Genomic DNA, 12797 nt, shown 5'->3' on the forward strand with positions numbered 1-12797 from the left:
GTAGTGGGGAGACTCACCCACCTGCCCGGTGCCGTTGGCGAGTGCATCCAGCACGGCCAGAAGCCTTGCCGGGTGCGGCTTGGCGAGGTGATTCGGGAACACTGGCACGCTCGTTGCGGAGGGCCGGTCAGCCAGCCTGTGGCGCAGCAGATCCGCAGGGAGGGCCCCCACATTGCAAGAGGGAAAGCTCATGCAACGCAAACTCGCCAAGGCCACCACCTCGATCTTCCTCGTGGTCGCCGCAGAACACGTAACCGCCGCCCTGTACGCCGTTGACGAGGGCCCCTACAACCCCGACATAGGCTCCTTCGCCGCCTGGTACCAGGACACCCACGGCCGGACGCTGGACCTGTGCCTGTCCAAGACCATCAGCTCCCGGGCAGGCGGCGCACCTGGCGCCCCGGCCTACATGTGCTCGTTGCTGCCGGAGCCGGGCGTCTACGACGACACCCAGCCGCTGGCCTTCCCCACCAACTTCCCGCCGGAAGCCTTCTGGTTCACCGCCGACGCCGCCATCGCCGACGCCGCCAGCGGCATCGACCTGGACTTCGGCGCGGCGCTGGAAGCCGCCTTCGTGGTGGAAAACCCGGCCGAGGGCGACCAGATCAGCTTTGCCCGTATCCGCATCCGGGTGGATGTCCCCACCATCGGCACCTACACCGTCACCCACCCCTACGGCGTGGAGGTCTTCGAAGTCACCGCAGACGACTTCGGCGATGACGGCGGCCGGGCGATCAACATGACCCGCGACATCGGCATCGGCGCACCCAAGACCTACACCGGCGCCCTGGGCGGCGACGTCGGCCCCTTCCTGCGCAGCGTCAACGGCCCCTACACCGAGGTGAACCCGGAAACCGGCCTCTCGGAGCGCTTCATCGGTGACCCCAACCTGAACGAACCGGTCACCGGCAGCCCCTTCGACACCAACTACGTGCGCATCCAAGGCCCTGGCGGCATCGACCTGCGCACCAACCTCTTCTCCGTGTCCGGCAAGTTGTCCGAGGTGATCCGCCCCACCCCGGTGATCGTGCAGCGCTCCACCTACTCGCGCAGCGCCGGCGAAGCCGGGGCCAGCGCCCAGCAGGACGTCTTCGTCATGGCGCCGCCGCCCCCCGGCACCGCCAGCTACGAAGACAGCGCCGCCACGACGGTGCCCATGACCGAGGCCAACGCCACCGGCAACTGGTACGGCCAATCGAACAGCAGCCCGACGCTGCCGGCCAGCGTCTCGATCACCGCCGACAACAGCGTCGCCATCCCGGAAAGCACACCCACCACCCAGGCCGCCCCGCTGGTCGATCTGGTCCACATCCAGCGTGCCGAATACAGCCTGGCCTCCGGCCAATTGACCGTGGTGGCCAGCAGCAGCGACGAAACCTCGCCGCCGGCGCTCACCGCCACCGCCAGCAGCGGCGCCGCCATCGGCGCGCTCAGCGGGGATGGCGCCACCAAGACGCTCACCACCGGCATCACGCCCACGCCTCCCGCGACGGTGACCGTCACCTCGGGCAGCGGCGGCAGTGATACCGAAGAAGTGGTCATTCTTCCCTAAGCGAACCCAGAGCCGAGCGCTCAAGCGCCAGGAGGCAACATGAACAAGTGGCCCTGCCTGCTTCTCACCACCCTGGGTCTCGCCGTCGAGGGTATCGACATGGCCGAGGCCGCCCTCAAGGCGGTCGACCCGGGCCCTTACACCGCGTCCACCGGTTACTTCCCGCAGTGGTACCAGGACAACGACAACCTCAGCCTGGAGCTCTGCCAGTCCAAGGCCCAGAGTCCTCTCGTACCCGGTTCCTATATGTGCACCCTGATACCGGAGCCGGGTGTGTTCGACGATACCCAGCCGATGGTCTTCCCGAACAACTGGCCCGGCGAGCTGTTCTGGTACATGGCCGAAGCCGCCATTCCGGCCAATGCTGCCGGTTATGAGCTGGAGGTCTACACCGCCGCCATCGAAGCCGCGTTTGGCGGTGATGTACCGCTCAACGGCGACCAGGTGAGCTTCGCGCGTATCCGCATCCGCGCCAGCATCCCCACGCCCGGCACTTACACGGTCACCCACCCCTACGGCGTGGAAACCTTCAACGTGACCGCGGCGGACATTGCCGACAGAGGCGGCCGCCGCGCCATCAACATGACCCGCGACATCGGCATTGGTGCGCCAGGGATCTTCAACGGCGCCCTCAACGGCGACGTCGGTCCGTTCCTGAAGGGGCCTGGTGCGCCCTACCCGGCCACCAACCCGGAGACCGGTGAAGAGGAGCTGTTCATCGGCGATCCCAATGTCCCGTCAACCGTGACCGGCAGCCCCTTCGGCACCAACTACGTCGAAATCAGCGGGCCGGCAGGCACCATCCGCACCGAGCTGTTCTCGGTCTCCGGCAAGATCTTCGACTCGCGCGCCGCCACCCCGGTGGAAATCGAACGCGCCAGCTACCGGCGCACCAGCCAGGGCACCCGCCTGGAAGTGTTCGCCAACGGCCCGGCCAATTCCGAGTTCTGCTACCGGGAAACCCTGGAACTGGTGGAGGGCGGCACCCAGCCGGCCTGCCTGGCAGACATGGTGAACGACGGCAGTGGGTTCTTCTTCGCCCACAACCCGGCACCGGGGGTCCTCCCGCCATTCGTGGTGGTCACCGGTACCGATCCGTCCGGCCTCACCAAACCCACGTCGGTCTCCCGTGCAGTCACAGACGTCGTGAAGGTCAGCACCGCCCGCTACAACTGGGCTGATCGCTCGCTGACCATCGAAGCCAGCTCAAGCGATGAGGTGCAGATCCCCGACCTCGCCGCCCAGGGCTTCGGTCGCCTGACCAAGGCCGGCACCCTGCAGAGCCTGCGGGTCACCGACCTGGCCCAGCCGCCAGCGGTCGTCACGGTGAAATCCGCGGCAGGCGGTGCCGACACCGAACCTGTAGTGGTAGTCGGCAGCGCACCGGAAGAAGTGCCCAACCAGGCACCGGTGGCCAACGCGGACAGCGCCAGCACCAGCTTCGGCGTACCGGTGACCATCGCCGTACTGACCAACGACAGTGACGCCGACGGCGACCTGCCGCTGTCCATCACCGAGCTAACCCAGCCGGCCGACGGCCAGGGCAGCGTGACCCTGAACGGCAGCACCGGCGTGATCTACACACCGCCACCGGTGGTCAACAGCCCACTCATCGCGACCTTCACCTACCGTGCAATGGACGTACGCGGCGAGGCGTCGGCGCCGGCTACGGTCACCGTGAGTGTCAGTCCCAACCAGCCACCGGTGGCCCTGCCCGATACCGGCAGCACCCTGGGCGTGCCGCTGACGCTGAACGTGCTGACCAACGACAGTGATCCGGAAGGCAACGCACCGCTCTCGGTGGTCAACCTGACCCAGCCGGGCACCGGACAGGGCACCGCCAGCACCGACGGCACCAGCATCACCTACACGCCGCCGGCCACGGTCACCAGCGCCTTCACCGCCAGCTTCACCTACCAGGTGCAGGACGCTTTCGGCGCCCTCTCCGCCCCGGTCACCGTGACGGTCCAGGTGTCGCCACCGCCGGCCACGGCTGAGACCCTGACGGTAGCCACCGCCGAGTTCACCCTGCGCTCCAACAACCGCGTCACCTGGAGCCTGACCGGCCAGAGCTCGATCACCACCGGCAACAGCATCCGCGTACAGGTGACCACCACCACCGGCCCGCTGGACCTGGGCACCGTGGCGGTACCGCTGGGCGGGCGCTGGCGGCTTTCGGTAACCACCACCAACGTGACGCCGAGCGCGAACCCCACGGCAACCATCACCTCGTCCCACGGCACGGTGCGCACCGTGACCCTGGCGCCCCGCTAGGCGCCGCCCATGAACACCGCCACCGCGCTGCGCATCGCCACCCTGCTCGCCTTCGGGCTGGGCAGCGGTGCGCTGCCGGCGGCGGACCTGATGGAAAACTTCGACCTGGCCGGCGGCAACGCCGACCTTGGCAGCCCGCCAGGCGCTCCCCTGGACCAACAGGCCCTGGTGCGCCAGCTGGGCGAAGCGAATGTCGCGTTGCTGACGCAGGACGGGCATTCGTTGCTGGGACAGATCATCCAGAACGGCAGCGACCAGGAGGCCTACATCCTCCAGGAAGGTGTGCAGAACCTGGCCTCGATCACCCAGCAGGGCACCGGCAACCAGGCCTACATCTCTCAAAGCGGCGCCTACAACCGGGCCGAGATCGACCAGGTAGGCGCCAACAACAGCGCGTCCATCGTGCAGTCCGGGGAGGGACTGAACAGCACCATTACCCAGTATGGAAACGACCTCAGCGTGCAGGTGATCCAGCACTGAAGGCGAACTCACGATCCGAACGACTCGCAGGGAATCATCCCCAGGAGGCAATACCATGTTCCAGTACAAACCGCTTGCCGCCGCGATCCTGACCCTGGTCAGCATCCAGGCCTTCGCCGACGACAGCCTCTCGACCCAGACCCAGAACGGCCTGGAAAACGTAGCCGAAGTGCAGCAGGCCGCCGCGTCCTTCAGCAGCGCCACCCAGGACCAGCTCGGTGAAGACAACAACGCCTACGCCGACCAGTCGGGCGGCACCGGCACGGTGACCCAGACCCAGGACGGCACCTACAACGCCTCCACCGGCGTGCAAGGCTCGGAAACCGAAAGCCAGATCACCCACACCCAGAGCGGCGACTGGAACAGTGCCCACAGCGAACAGTGGTCCAACCAGAACAGCCAGGCCACGGTGACCCAGGACGGCAGCTTCAACGCCGCGTTCAGCTTCCAGGACAGCCAGGTCGCCAGCACCATCGACATCAACCAGGTCGACCAGGAAAACATCGCCGATGCCGAACAGATATTCGGCACGGACAACACCACCACCATCACCCAGAGCGGCACGCACAACCAGGCCGGCACCTGGCAGGTGGACCAGACCAGCAGCCGCGTCGACGTCCAGCAGTCCGGCAGCGATAACCAGGCCTACATTGACCAGACCGGCCCCGGCCTCGACAACCAGGCCGCGATCTTCCAGAGCGGCGAGACCGGCTACGCGGAAATCTGGCAGACCGAACAGGAAGGCAGCCAGGCCTCCATCGACCAGGGCGGCGGCGCCCTCAACGAAGTGGTCGTCGACCAGAGCTTCGGCACCGGCAACCTGGCCACCATGACCCAGACCGGCGACGCCAACGCCGCCTGGGCTGACCAGTACGAATCCACAAGCGCCACCAGCACGATCACCCAGACCGGCAACGGCAACCTCAGCCTGACCTACCAGGAAGGCGTGAACCTCAGCCTGACCGTGGACCAGACGGGCAACGACAACAACGTCTACGCCAGCAACTGGCAGGGCGCCCAGGAAGGCGGCCAGTTCGGCAACGACCAGACCGTGGGCCTGAGCCAGAACGGCAACGGCAACACCGCCAACTTCACCCAGGAAGGCAACTTCAACGAGCTGTATTTCGACCAGACCGGCGACAGCAACGCCCTGGTGGTCAGCCAGCGTGACGGCGGCAACATCGCCGAGGGCTCCAGCGAAGGTATCGGCAACAGCGTCGAAGTCGACCAGTCCGGCAGCGACAACCTGAGCCAGACCTACCAGAGCGCCGGCGGCGACAACGTCGCCAGCATCACCCAGGCCGACATGAACAACCTCTCCATCGTTAGCCAGGTAGGCTGGGGCAACCAGGCCACGGTCAACCAGAGCAACTTCAACATGACTGCCACCGTCGACCAGACCGGCACCGGCAACTCCGCCACCGTCGTCCAGCAGTAATCCCCCGAAGCCGCCGCCCCGTTGTGGGCGGCGGTCTTTTTCCCATGCTCCTCGCCGCCCTGCTGGTCAGCGCCAGCCTCCAACTCCAGCCCCAGGCCCCCGGCCAGGCCGACCTGCGCCTGTGCTTCGCACCTCCCAGCCCCCATGTGCGCTACGAACTCCTGGTCATCGCCCAAGGCCCAGCCGGCCGCAGCCAGTCACGCCAGAGCGGCGTGGCGGACAGCGCCTGCCCCGTGCACAACCGCCTCAACCTGACCGTCACGACGCGGGTAGAAGCTCGGCTCAAGTGGTGGGTCGACGGGGTGGAACAGGAAGAGCGGGTGGAGTGGATTCAGTTGTAGGCCCCCGCACACATGAAGGCTCTCCTTGTGGGGGCGAATTCATTCGCTGTGTCTGTGTTAGCTATTGCGAGAGATTTACCAACGGGCCAAGAGCCTTGTAGGAGCTGCTTGCAACACGTAATCCAGACATAAAGGGCCGCGCAGCGGCCCCGTAGGTTGGTGCAGAGCGAAGCCCAACATGCCCATGCCTCGCCCCTGCATGTTGAGCTGCGCACCACTCAGGTCATAGCGTGGGCTGAATGATGGGTATCGCTTCGCTCCACGCCATCCTACGGGCGCGGAAGGCGTATTTTAGCGGCCCGGTATGGCGGGGCTGTCGCGTTACTGGATCGAAACCTGCGCCCCCAAGTATTTCTTCAGCGAGGTCTGCTCCATCGGCTGGTCGCCGGAGGCGTGCCAGAGTTGGCGTTCCACTCCCTGGGCGATGAGGTGGGCCACGGCCGATTCGATGGCCGAGAGCACGCAGAGCTGCGCCGGTTCGTTGGTGGTGTAGCCGGCCTCGGCTTCCAGCAGTTCCTTGAACTCGATGAACTTGAACACGCTGGCGCTCTGCCCCACCGAGTAGATGGTCTTGGTGGTCATCACGTTGGCCAGCACCATGCCGCTGCGCACGTCGACCGCGCGCAGGTTCACCGAGACCTGGTCGACCCGGTACTCGTGGGAGGCGCCGATGCCGAGGTAGCGAGCCCCCTCGCCGCCGCTGCGCACGTTGGTGTCGTAGGCGATGATGCCGCCTTCCAGCAGCAGGTTTGCGGCCTGTAGCGGCGGCAGTTGGGTCTGGATGTTCGCCGGGGTGTTGGGCTTGTTCTGCGAGGCACGGATGATCTTGCGTTCGGTCAGCACGTTCTGCAGGCCTTCACGCTCCAGCACCATGAACCAGCCGCTGGCCTGCAGCGCATCCACCAGCATGCTGCCGGCGCCCTGGGTGACGCTGGTGGAGAAGGAGCTGGCCGGGGTCGGTTTGTACTGGCCGGTCTGATCGCGGAAACCGTACACCGCCGCCACCAGTCGCCCCTTCGGCCGGGGCAGGTTGAGCAGGTCGTAATAGGTCGAGGCGCGCGGGGTCAGGGTCGGGGTCTGGCCTTCGGTGTCAGCCGACATCGGCTGGCGTAGCCCGCAGCCTTGCAGGGTGGCGAGCAACAGTACCAGCAGCATCACTCTGTTCATGGTCGTGGCTTCCTGTCGATGCCTGGATTACGGGAGCAGGCCGTTGACGACGACTTCCGAGACCTCGCCGGTGGCGCGATCAGTGATTTCGATGGTCAGCTGACCACCGTCGTCGATCATGTTGATGATGAAGGACTCGGTGGTGAGGCTGCCGGTATTGCCTTCCTCGATGTTGGTCAGCAGTTGCGACAGCAGGCGCGATTCCAGGGTGCTGGTGAATCGCTCCAGGGCACTCTGCCGGCTGGCCGTGGAACGGGCATCCGGGTCGTCGTGATCGTTCTGCGCCTGGGCGTTGTTCAGCAGCCAGGTGCCGTTCAGCGGGTTACCACCGAACGAGGGGTTGACCGGGGTGTACACCAACTCGGTGGCCTGGACCGAACCGACCAGGCCGAACCCGAGCAGCCACAGGGAAAGTCTGTTCTTGTTCATAGCTCGTCCTTCTCCATGTCGTGTGTGTCTTGCAGGAGGCGCTGCAGCTTCTGCTGGGCGATGGCCTCCAGCACCAGGTCCGCCGCTGCGTAGGCAGCAGGTTTCAGTTCAGCGGTGTTCGGCGGGAGAAACTGCCGGTAGAGCACGCGCTGTTCGTACTCCACCCAGATCAGGCTGCCCCAGCGGGCATCGGGGCGTTCACGCACCACCAGGTTGAAGTCCAGCTTGCTGGTGTCACGCAGGCGCTCGCTGAAGGAGCGGTAGAAGTCGTGCCCGATGTGGGAAATCGTGTAGTCGACGATGAAGCCCATGAACTCATCGTCGTCCGCACGCGCCGTGCCCAGCGCGCAGCAGAAGATGAGGACGGCGAGCAGCGGCGTGCGCTTCATGGCGTCGCCCTCGCCGGGGAGCCTTCCATGAAGGCTTTCTCGGCGACGAAGCGCCAGTCGGCGTAGCGGGTCATGCCCTCGAACTCCACCCATTGCGCGGGGAAGTGCGCCAGCTTCATCGGCCGTTGCCGGGACTGGCTGTAGACGCCGGCGATGCGCCCGTCGAAGGAGCGGATCAGCCCCCAGTCGGTGTTGCCGGTGAGCGGGTCGGCATAGAGCCGGCGCAGGTGCCGCACGGTCTGCGGGAAGCGGTTGTCTTCCAGCAGGTCGTCCAGGGCGGCGGGGTACTGGGCCACCCCCGGCGAAACCCGGTAATAGCTGCGCAGGGCCTGGGCGTACTGGCTGCCGACCCAGAGCAGGTCGCGCTCGCGGGCACGCTGGCTGGCGGTGGACCAGAGCTGCCCCGCGCCGGCCAGGCCCATCCCCATCAGCATGACGAGGAAGAGCACGCCGAGGTAGGTGAAACCCTGCTCACCAGTCCGCATAGAGGCTCCCGTCCCGCGCCCGGCCAGGGGCGCCGCTCTTCACGTCGTAGACGCTGCCCGGCGCGCCCTCCGGGGGCGGCAGTACCACCCACAGATCGCTGCGCTCGGTCATCGGGTCCAGCGGCAGGGCGCGCAGGTAGCGCTGGGCAACCAGTTCCTCTATCGATTCAGGATAGCGCCCGGTGTCGCCGTAGAACTGGTCCAGGGACTCGCGCATCACCGCCAGGCTCTGGCGCAGGGTGGTTTCCTTGGAGTTCTCCAGGCTGGAGAAGTAGCGCGGCACGGCGATGGTCATCAGGGTGGCGATGATGGCCATGACCACCAGCAGTTCGATGAGGGTGAAGCCCTTCTGCCGTGTCATCGTCACCACTCCCGGTAAGGCGTGCCGTTGAGGCCGCGGCCATCGGCCTGGGAGTAGACGTCGAACACGTCCGTGCCGGGGCGCGGGTCGTCCGCCGGGCTCGAATAGGCGCGCAGGCCCCAGCTTTCCTCGGGTTCCAGGCGGGCGTCGGCGAAGGGATCGCGGGGAATCCGCCGCAGGAAGTAGATGCGCTCGCCCTTGATGCTGCGCAGGTCGCGCACGCCGTCCACCAGCACCTGCAGCGACGGCGGATAGCCGGAGCTGGAGGCGGACTTCTCGATATGCCCGGCATCGGCCGCCAGCTTGTAGGCGTCTATGGCGTCGCGGATCTCGTAGAGGGCGATCTTGAGGTCCTGTTCCTTGCCCCGACGGATCACGGTCTCGGCCAGCGGGGCGGCCATGCTGGCGAGCAGGCCGAGAATGGCCATGGCGATCACCAGTTCGATCAGTGAAAAGGCGGCTTGGCGTTGCATAGCTCAGGGCCTCCCACTCACAGGGGCGGGGCTGACCACCACCGCCGGTGCATCGGGCAGGTCCACACCCAGCGCCTCCACCGGCCCGCGCACCGTCGGCACGCGCATGCTGCTTTCGGTGCCGGACGGGAACTCCATGTCGTAGGGGCTCTGGTACGGCAGGTTGCGCACGATGCGCGGGGTGATGGAGAGCACCAGTTCCGACTTGGCGACCTTGTCATTGTTGCTGCCGAACAGGCGGCCAAGGCCGGGGATGTCGCCGAGGCCGGGAATCTTGTTGCCGCTGTTGGCCTGGTCGTTGCGCACCAGGCCCGCCAGCACTTGAGTCTCACCATCGCGCAGGCGCAGGGTGGTCTGCGCGTTGCGGGTGTCCACCTGGACCGGAATGGTGCCCGCCTGGGTCGGCGCCAGCGGCGTGGCGTTGCTCACCTCCAGGGCGATCTTGATGGCCACCTCGTTGTTCAGGTGCACCGTCGGCTGCACCTCCAGCTTCAGGCCGACGTCGAGGTAGGTGATGCTTTCGGTGATCACCGGGCCCTGGGTGGACGGCACCGAGGTGGCGCTGACGATGGGAACCCGCTGGCCGATATGGACGCGCGCCTGCTCGCGGTTGCTGACGCGGATCACCGGGCTGGCCAGGGTGTTCACGTCGTTGTCCTGGGCGTTGATCTTCAGCTGCGGCGAGGGATTGATGCTGATGCGCCCCGAGTCGATGCCCTTGAGCTGGTCGAGGATGGTCACCGGCGAGCCATCGTCGTTGATCACACCGAAGGTGTTGGGCCATTGCAGGCCGAGGTCGAGGATGCGCTGGCGGGACACTTCCATCACCTCCACCTCCAGCACCACCTCGGGGTTGGACTGGTCCTGGGCCAGGAACAGCTTCTCGGCCATGCGCACGGCGTCGGGGGTATCGCGCATGGTCAGGGTGTTGAGGCGTTCGTCGATGAACACATCGCGGGTTTTCAGCAGGGTCTTGACCAGGTTCATCGCCGTCGCCGCGTCGGTGTTGGTCAGGTAGAAGGTGCGCATCACCAGGTCCTGGTAATCCTTCAGTTTCTGCGGCGAGTCGGGGTAGATGACGATGGTGTTGTCGTTCACCACCCGCTGGTGCAGCTGGTTCTGTTGCAGCAGCAGTTCCACCGCATCCTCGATCGGCACCTCACGGACGAAGATGGTGGCCTTCAGCTGCGGGGGCACATCCTTGTCGAAGATGAAGTTCAGCCCCGAGGTCTGCGCCAACACTTCGAAGATCACCTTCAGGTTGGCGTCGCGAAACTCCAGGGTCACCGGCCGATCCAGGCGCGAACGCAGTTGCGGATAAGGCACGGAGGAGCGGGCCTGGACGACTTCGATGCTGCGTTGCAGTTCGCGCGCGCCTTCATGTTCCGGGTCCAGGGCGAAGATGCCGCGCACCTGGCGCGAGGCCCCGACCACGTCGCCCCGGCGCAGGGCGGTCTGGCCCTGGCGCAGCATGTCCTGGATGTTGCGCTGCTGCTGAATCAGGTGCAGGCCGTCCAGCGCCCGCTGGTTGTGTTGCTCGATACGCAGGACCCGCTCGTAGTTCAGGCTCGCAGTGGCGTAATCACGTTGGCTGCGAGCCAGGTCACCATTGCTGAGCAGCGCCTTCACGGCGCGCTCGCGCTGGGTGGTCAGCGCCATTTGTGCGCCGACATCGCGAGGCGACTCGCGGGCGACCTTCTCCAGCCTGGCCAGGCCTTCCTCGAACTGGCCGGAGTCGATCAGGTCAAGGCCTTCGCGCTGGGCCAGGTTGGTGGCGCAGCCGGCCAGCAGCACCAGGGCGAAACAGCACGTCAGGCGGTTCATAGCGCGCCCCCTACCACCAGGGTCTGGGCGACGTCGAGGGGCAGATAGACCAGGGTCATGCGCTCGGCGTCGATGCGCTGGACCTTGTAGGTCTTGTCGATCAGGTCGCCCTCGCTCACCACCAGCACCTGCTCGCCGTGCAGCAGGAAGACCTGCAGATGCTGGCGGTCATCCATCTTGCCGATGAACGTGAAGGGCAGCGGCGGTGCCGTAGGTTTTGCCGGCGGGGGCGGCGGCGCGGCGGCCATGACGGGGGCCGGCGGCGGTGCCACATACCAGCTCTGCGAGGCGAACAGGTCAGCCGCCGGTACCGCCAGCGGAGCCGCCACCTCCGGCAGCGCCACGGCGGCGGGCGCGGCCTCCCGCGGGGCCAGTGCCGGACTCGCGCTGCGCGGCATGGCCTGTGGTTCGGCCTGCTCACTGAAGAATTCGGGGACCACCGCCAGCGCGGCAGCTGAGCCGAGGAATGCCAACCAGAACAGACGGCGTGCCATGGTCACCTCGCCAGATACAGGGTCATGCGGATACGCCCCTCGAGTTCCGAGTCGGCAATCTGCTTGCGTTGCAGGTCCACCTCTTCCAGCGCCAGGGCCGGCAGTTGTGCCTGCAGGCCATGGAGGAAACGGCGCAACTGCGGATAGCTGCCACGCACCGGCAGCAGCACCTGGTAGCGCGCCAGGCGGGTCTTGGGGTCGAGTCCGAGGGCGTACTCGCCACGGGCCAGGGCAATGCCCTCGTCCTGGGCCAGTGCGTAGATGCGATCGATGGCGCCGGTGGCGTCCAGCTGTGCCGGCAGGTTGCGGCGCAGCTCTTCCAGTTGTGCCGCCGACGCACCACTGGCCAGCGTGCCGGGCCGTACGGCGGTGGCGGCAGCGGCCAGCTGGGCGCGGTCTGCAGCGAGCTGGCGGTCCATGTTCGCCAGGGCCTGGCGCGCCGGCAGCAGGCCCAGCACGGCGTACCCCAGGGCCAGTGCCAGCAGCGCGGCGCCGGCCAGGCCCGGCCAGCCGAGGCGGCGGGTCTGCTCGATGAGGATCAGCCTAGGGACGTGCATCCTTCACCCCCCAGTTGGCCAGCAGGTTGAAACGAATCGGCCGCTCGGCCTGCTCGGTGACCATCTCGTGGTTGAGCAACGAGACATCGCTCAGGGCGTCGCTGGCTTCCAGCTCCCGGTGGAAGGCCAGCATCGCGGCCAGGTCACGCGCCTCGGCGGCGATCCGCAACTGGCCCTTGCGGGCGTCCGGGGCCAGCGACAGCAAAGCGATATCCTGGCGCGGCTGGGCTTCGAGCATGGCGAACAGGCCGTCCCAGGGCAGGTTCATCTGCGCGGTGATGCGGCGCATCTCCGCCACGCTGGCGACGCGGGCCTTCTCCTCGGCAGCGGACAACGGCGCCTGGCGCAGCCCGCGTTTCTGCAGTTGCTGCTCGACGCGCTGCAACTCGGCGCTGCGAACGTCGGCTTCGTCGCAGGTGCGCAGGTGAGCACCGAGCATCAGCACCGCCATCAGCATTCCGCCGCCCAGGAGAATCCACCCGGGTACGCTGGAAACGGGGTTGTGCTGGAAGTCGAGATCGATCTGGCGCATG

The 12797-nt window shown here is 66.7% G+C and carries 15 protein-coding genes; 5 read left to right on the forward strand and 10 right to left on the reverse strand.

The window, feature by feature from the left end:
• Window positions 1–190: 190 nt before the first annotated feature.
• Genes FFS60_RS22855 through FFS60_RS22875 form a run of 5 tightly spaced genes read left to right on the forward strand, consistent with a single transcriptional unit; the run spans window position 191 to window position 6085 of the window.
• The gene (locus FFS60_RS22855; protein WP_137823237.1) at window positions 191–1552 is read left to right on the forward strand and encodes a hypothetical protein; all 1362 of its coding nucleotides are present in this window, start codon (window positions 191–193) and stop codon (window positions 1550–1552) included.
• Window positions 1553–1591: 39 nt separating this feature from the next.
• Window positions 1592–3826, forward strand: a complete 2235-nt coding sequence (locus FFS60_RS22860) for an Ig-like domain-containing protein (RefSeq protein ID WP_137823238.1) — start codon at window positions 1592–1594, stop codon at window positions 3824–3826.
• Window positions 3827–3835: 9 nt separating this feature from the next.
• Window positions 3836–4306 carry a curlin gene (locus tag FFS60_RS22865; RefSeq protein WP_137823239.1) on the forward strand — a complete coding sequence of 157 codons (471 nt, stop codon included), beginning with the start codon at window positions 3836–3838 and terminating at the stop codon, window positions 4304–4306.
• A gap of 55 nt (window positions 4307–4361) precedes the next feature.
• A complete protein-coding gene (locus FFS60_RS22870; protein WP_137823240.1) occupies window positions 4362–5744 on the forward strand; it encodes a curlin in 1383 nt (460 codons plus the stop codon).
• Between the two features lie 44 nt (window positions 5745–5788).
• Complete coding sequence (locus FFS60_RS22875) at window positions 5789–6085, forward strand: hypothetical protein (RefSeq protein ID WP_028630852.1); 297 nt, start codon at window positions 5789–5791, stop codon at window positions 6083–6085.
• 321 nt (window positions 6086–6406) lie between these two features.
• Here FFS60_RS22875 and FFS60_RS22880 read toward each other — a convergent pair whose 3' ends face one another.
• Genes FFS60_RS22880 through FFS60_RS22925 form a run of 10 tightly spaced genes read right to left on the reverse strand, consistent with a single transcriptional unit; the run spans window position 6407 to window position 12796 of the window.
• Complete coding sequence (locus FFS60_RS22880) at window positions 6407–7252, reverse strand: CsgG/HfaB family protein (protein ID WP_137823241.1); 846 nt, start codon at window positions 7250–7252, stop codon at window positions 6407–6409.
• Window positions 7253–7279: 27 nt separating this feature from the next.
• Entirely contained in the window at window positions 7280–7681 is a 402-nt protein-coding gene (locus tag FFS60_RS22885) for a curli assembly protein CsgF (RefSeq protein WP_028630850.1), read from the reverse strand.
• Entirely contained in the window at window positions 7678–8070 is a 393-nt protein-coding gene (gene csgE / locus FFS60_RS22890; RefSeq protein ID WP_028630849.1) for a curli production assembly/transport protein CsgE, read from the reverse strand. The genes FFS60_RS22885 and csgE overlap by 4 nt, the downstream gene beginning before the upstream one ends.
• Entirely contained in the window at window positions 8067–8555 is a 489-nt protein-coding gene (locus FFS60_RS22895) for a type II secretion system protein (protein WP_137823242.1), read from the reverse strand. The genes csgE and FFS60_RS22895 overlap by 4 nt, the downstream gene beginning before the upstream one ends.
• Window positions 8542–8916, reverse strand: a complete 375-nt coding sequence (locus FFS60_RS22900) for a type II secretion system protein (RefSeq protein WP_028630847.1) — start codon at window positions 8914–8916, stop codon at window positions 8542–8544. The genes FFS60_RS22895 and FFS60_RS22900 overlap by 14 nt, the downstream gene beginning before the upstream one ends.
• A 2-nt stretch (window positions 8917–8918) precedes the next feature.
• Complete coding sequence (locus tag FFS60_RS22905; protein ID WP_137823243.1) at window positions 8919–9389, reverse strand: type II secretion system protein; 471 nt, start codon at window positions 9387–9389, stop codon at window positions 8919–8921.
• A 3-nt stretch (window positions 9390–9392) separates the two neighbouring features.
• Window positions 9393–11213: a secretin N-terminal domain-containing protein gene (locus tag FFS60_RS22910; protein WP_137823244.1), complete on the reverse strand. Its 1821-nt coding sequence runs from the start codon at window positions 11211–11213 to the stop codon at window positions 9393–9395.
• A complete protein-coding gene (locus tag FFS60_RS22915) occupies window positions 11210–11707 on the reverse strand; it encodes a secretion system X translation initiation factor (protein WP_137823245.1) in 498 nt (165 codons plus the stop codon). The genes FFS60_RS22910 and FFS60_RS22915 overlap by 4 nt, the downstream gene beginning before the upstream one ends.
• A gap of 2 nt (window positions 11708–11709) precedes the next feature.
• Window positions 11710–12264, reverse strand: coding sequence for a GspMb/PilO family protein (locus tag FFS60_RS22920; protein WP_028630843.1), 555 nt, complete (start codon window positions 12262–12264; stop codon window positions 11710–11712).
• Complete coding sequence (locus FFS60_RS22925; RefSeq protein WP_137823246.1) at window positions 12251–12796, reverse strand: PilN domain-containing protein; 546 nt, start codon at window positions 12794–12796, stop codon at window positions 12251–12253. Before FFS60_RS22925 ends, FFS60_RS22920 begins: the two co-directional genes overlap by 14 nt.
• Window position 12797 lies beyond the last annotated feature (1 nt).

The sequence above is a fragment of the Pseudomonas sp. D(2018) genome (assembly GCF_005502555.1).
GTDB classification, from domain to species: domain Bacteria; phylum Pseudomonadota; class Gammaproteobacteria; order Pseudomonadales; family Pseudomonadaceae; genus Metapseudomonas; species Metapseudomonas resinovorans.

What these genes read in the sequence shown, in the direction of transcription:
- FFS60_RS22870 (WP_137823240.1), top strand. Translation starts at nt 4,362, where the DNA reads ATGTTCCAGTACAAACCGCTTGCCGCCGCGATCCTGACCCTGGTCAGC.
- FFS60_RS22915 (WP_137823245.1), bottom strand. Translation starts at nt 11,707, where the DNA reads ATGGCACGCCGTCTGTTCTGGTTGGCATTCCTCGGCTCAGCTGCCGCG.
- FFS60_RS22905 (WP_137823243.1), bottom strand. Translation starts at nt 9,389, where the DNA reads ATGCAACGCCAAGCCGCCTTTTCACTGATCGAACTGGTGATCGCCATG.
- csgE (WP_028630849.1), bottom strand. Translation starts at nt 8,070, where the DNA reads ATGAAGCGCACGCCGCTGCTCGCCGTCCTCATCTTCTGCTGCGCGCTG.
- FFS60_RS22925 (WP_137823246.1), bottom strand. Translation starts at nt 12,796, where the DNA reads ATGCGCCAGATCGATCTCGACTTCCAGCACAACCCCGTTTCCAGCGTA.
- FFS60_RS22920 (WP_028630843.1), bottom strand. Translation starts at nt 12,264, where the DNA reads ATGCACGTCCCTAGGCTGATCCTCATCGAGCAGACCCGCCGCCTCGGC.
- FFS60_RS22865 (WP_137823239.1), top strand. Translation starts at nt 3,836, where the DNA reads ATGAACACCGCCACCGCGCTGCGCATCGCCACCCTGCTCGCCTTCGGG.
- FFS60_RS22875 (WP_028630852.1), top strand. Translation starts at nt 5,789, where the DNA reads ATGCTCCTCGCCGCCCTGCTGGTCAGCGCCAGCCTCCAACTCCAGCCC.
- FFS60_RS22900 (WP_028630847.1), bottom strand. Translation starts at nt 8,916, where the DNA reads ATGACACGGCAGAAGGGCTTCACCCTCATCGAACTGCTGGTGGTCATG.
- FFS60_RS22855 (WP_137823237.1), top strand. Translation starts at nt 191, where the DNA reads ATGCAACGCAAACTCGCCAAGGCCACCACCTCGATCTTCCTCGTGGTC.
- FFS60_RS22860 (WP_137823238.1), top strand. Translation starts at nt 1,592, where the DNA reads ATGAACAAGTGGCCCTGCCTGCTTCTCACCACCCTGGGTCTCGCCGTC.
- FFS60_RS22895 (WP_137823242.1), bottom strand. Translation starts at nt 8,555, where the DNA reads ATGCGGACTGGTGAGCAGGGTTTCACCTACCTCGGCGTGCTCTTCCTC.
- FFS60_RS22885 (WP_028630850.1), bottom strand. Translation starts at nt 7,681, where the DNA reads ATGAACAAGAACAGACTTTCCCTGTGGCTGCTCGGGTTCGGCCTGGTC.
- FFS60_RS22880 (WP_137823241.1), bottom strand. Translation starts at nt 7,252, where the DNA reads ATGAACAGAGTGATGCTGCTGGTACTGTTGCTCGCCACCCTGCAAGGC.
- FFS60_RS22910 (WP_137823244.1), bottom strand. Translation starts at nt 11,213, where the DNA reads ATGAACCGCCTGACGTGCTGTTTCGCCCTGGTGCTGCTGGCCGGCTGC.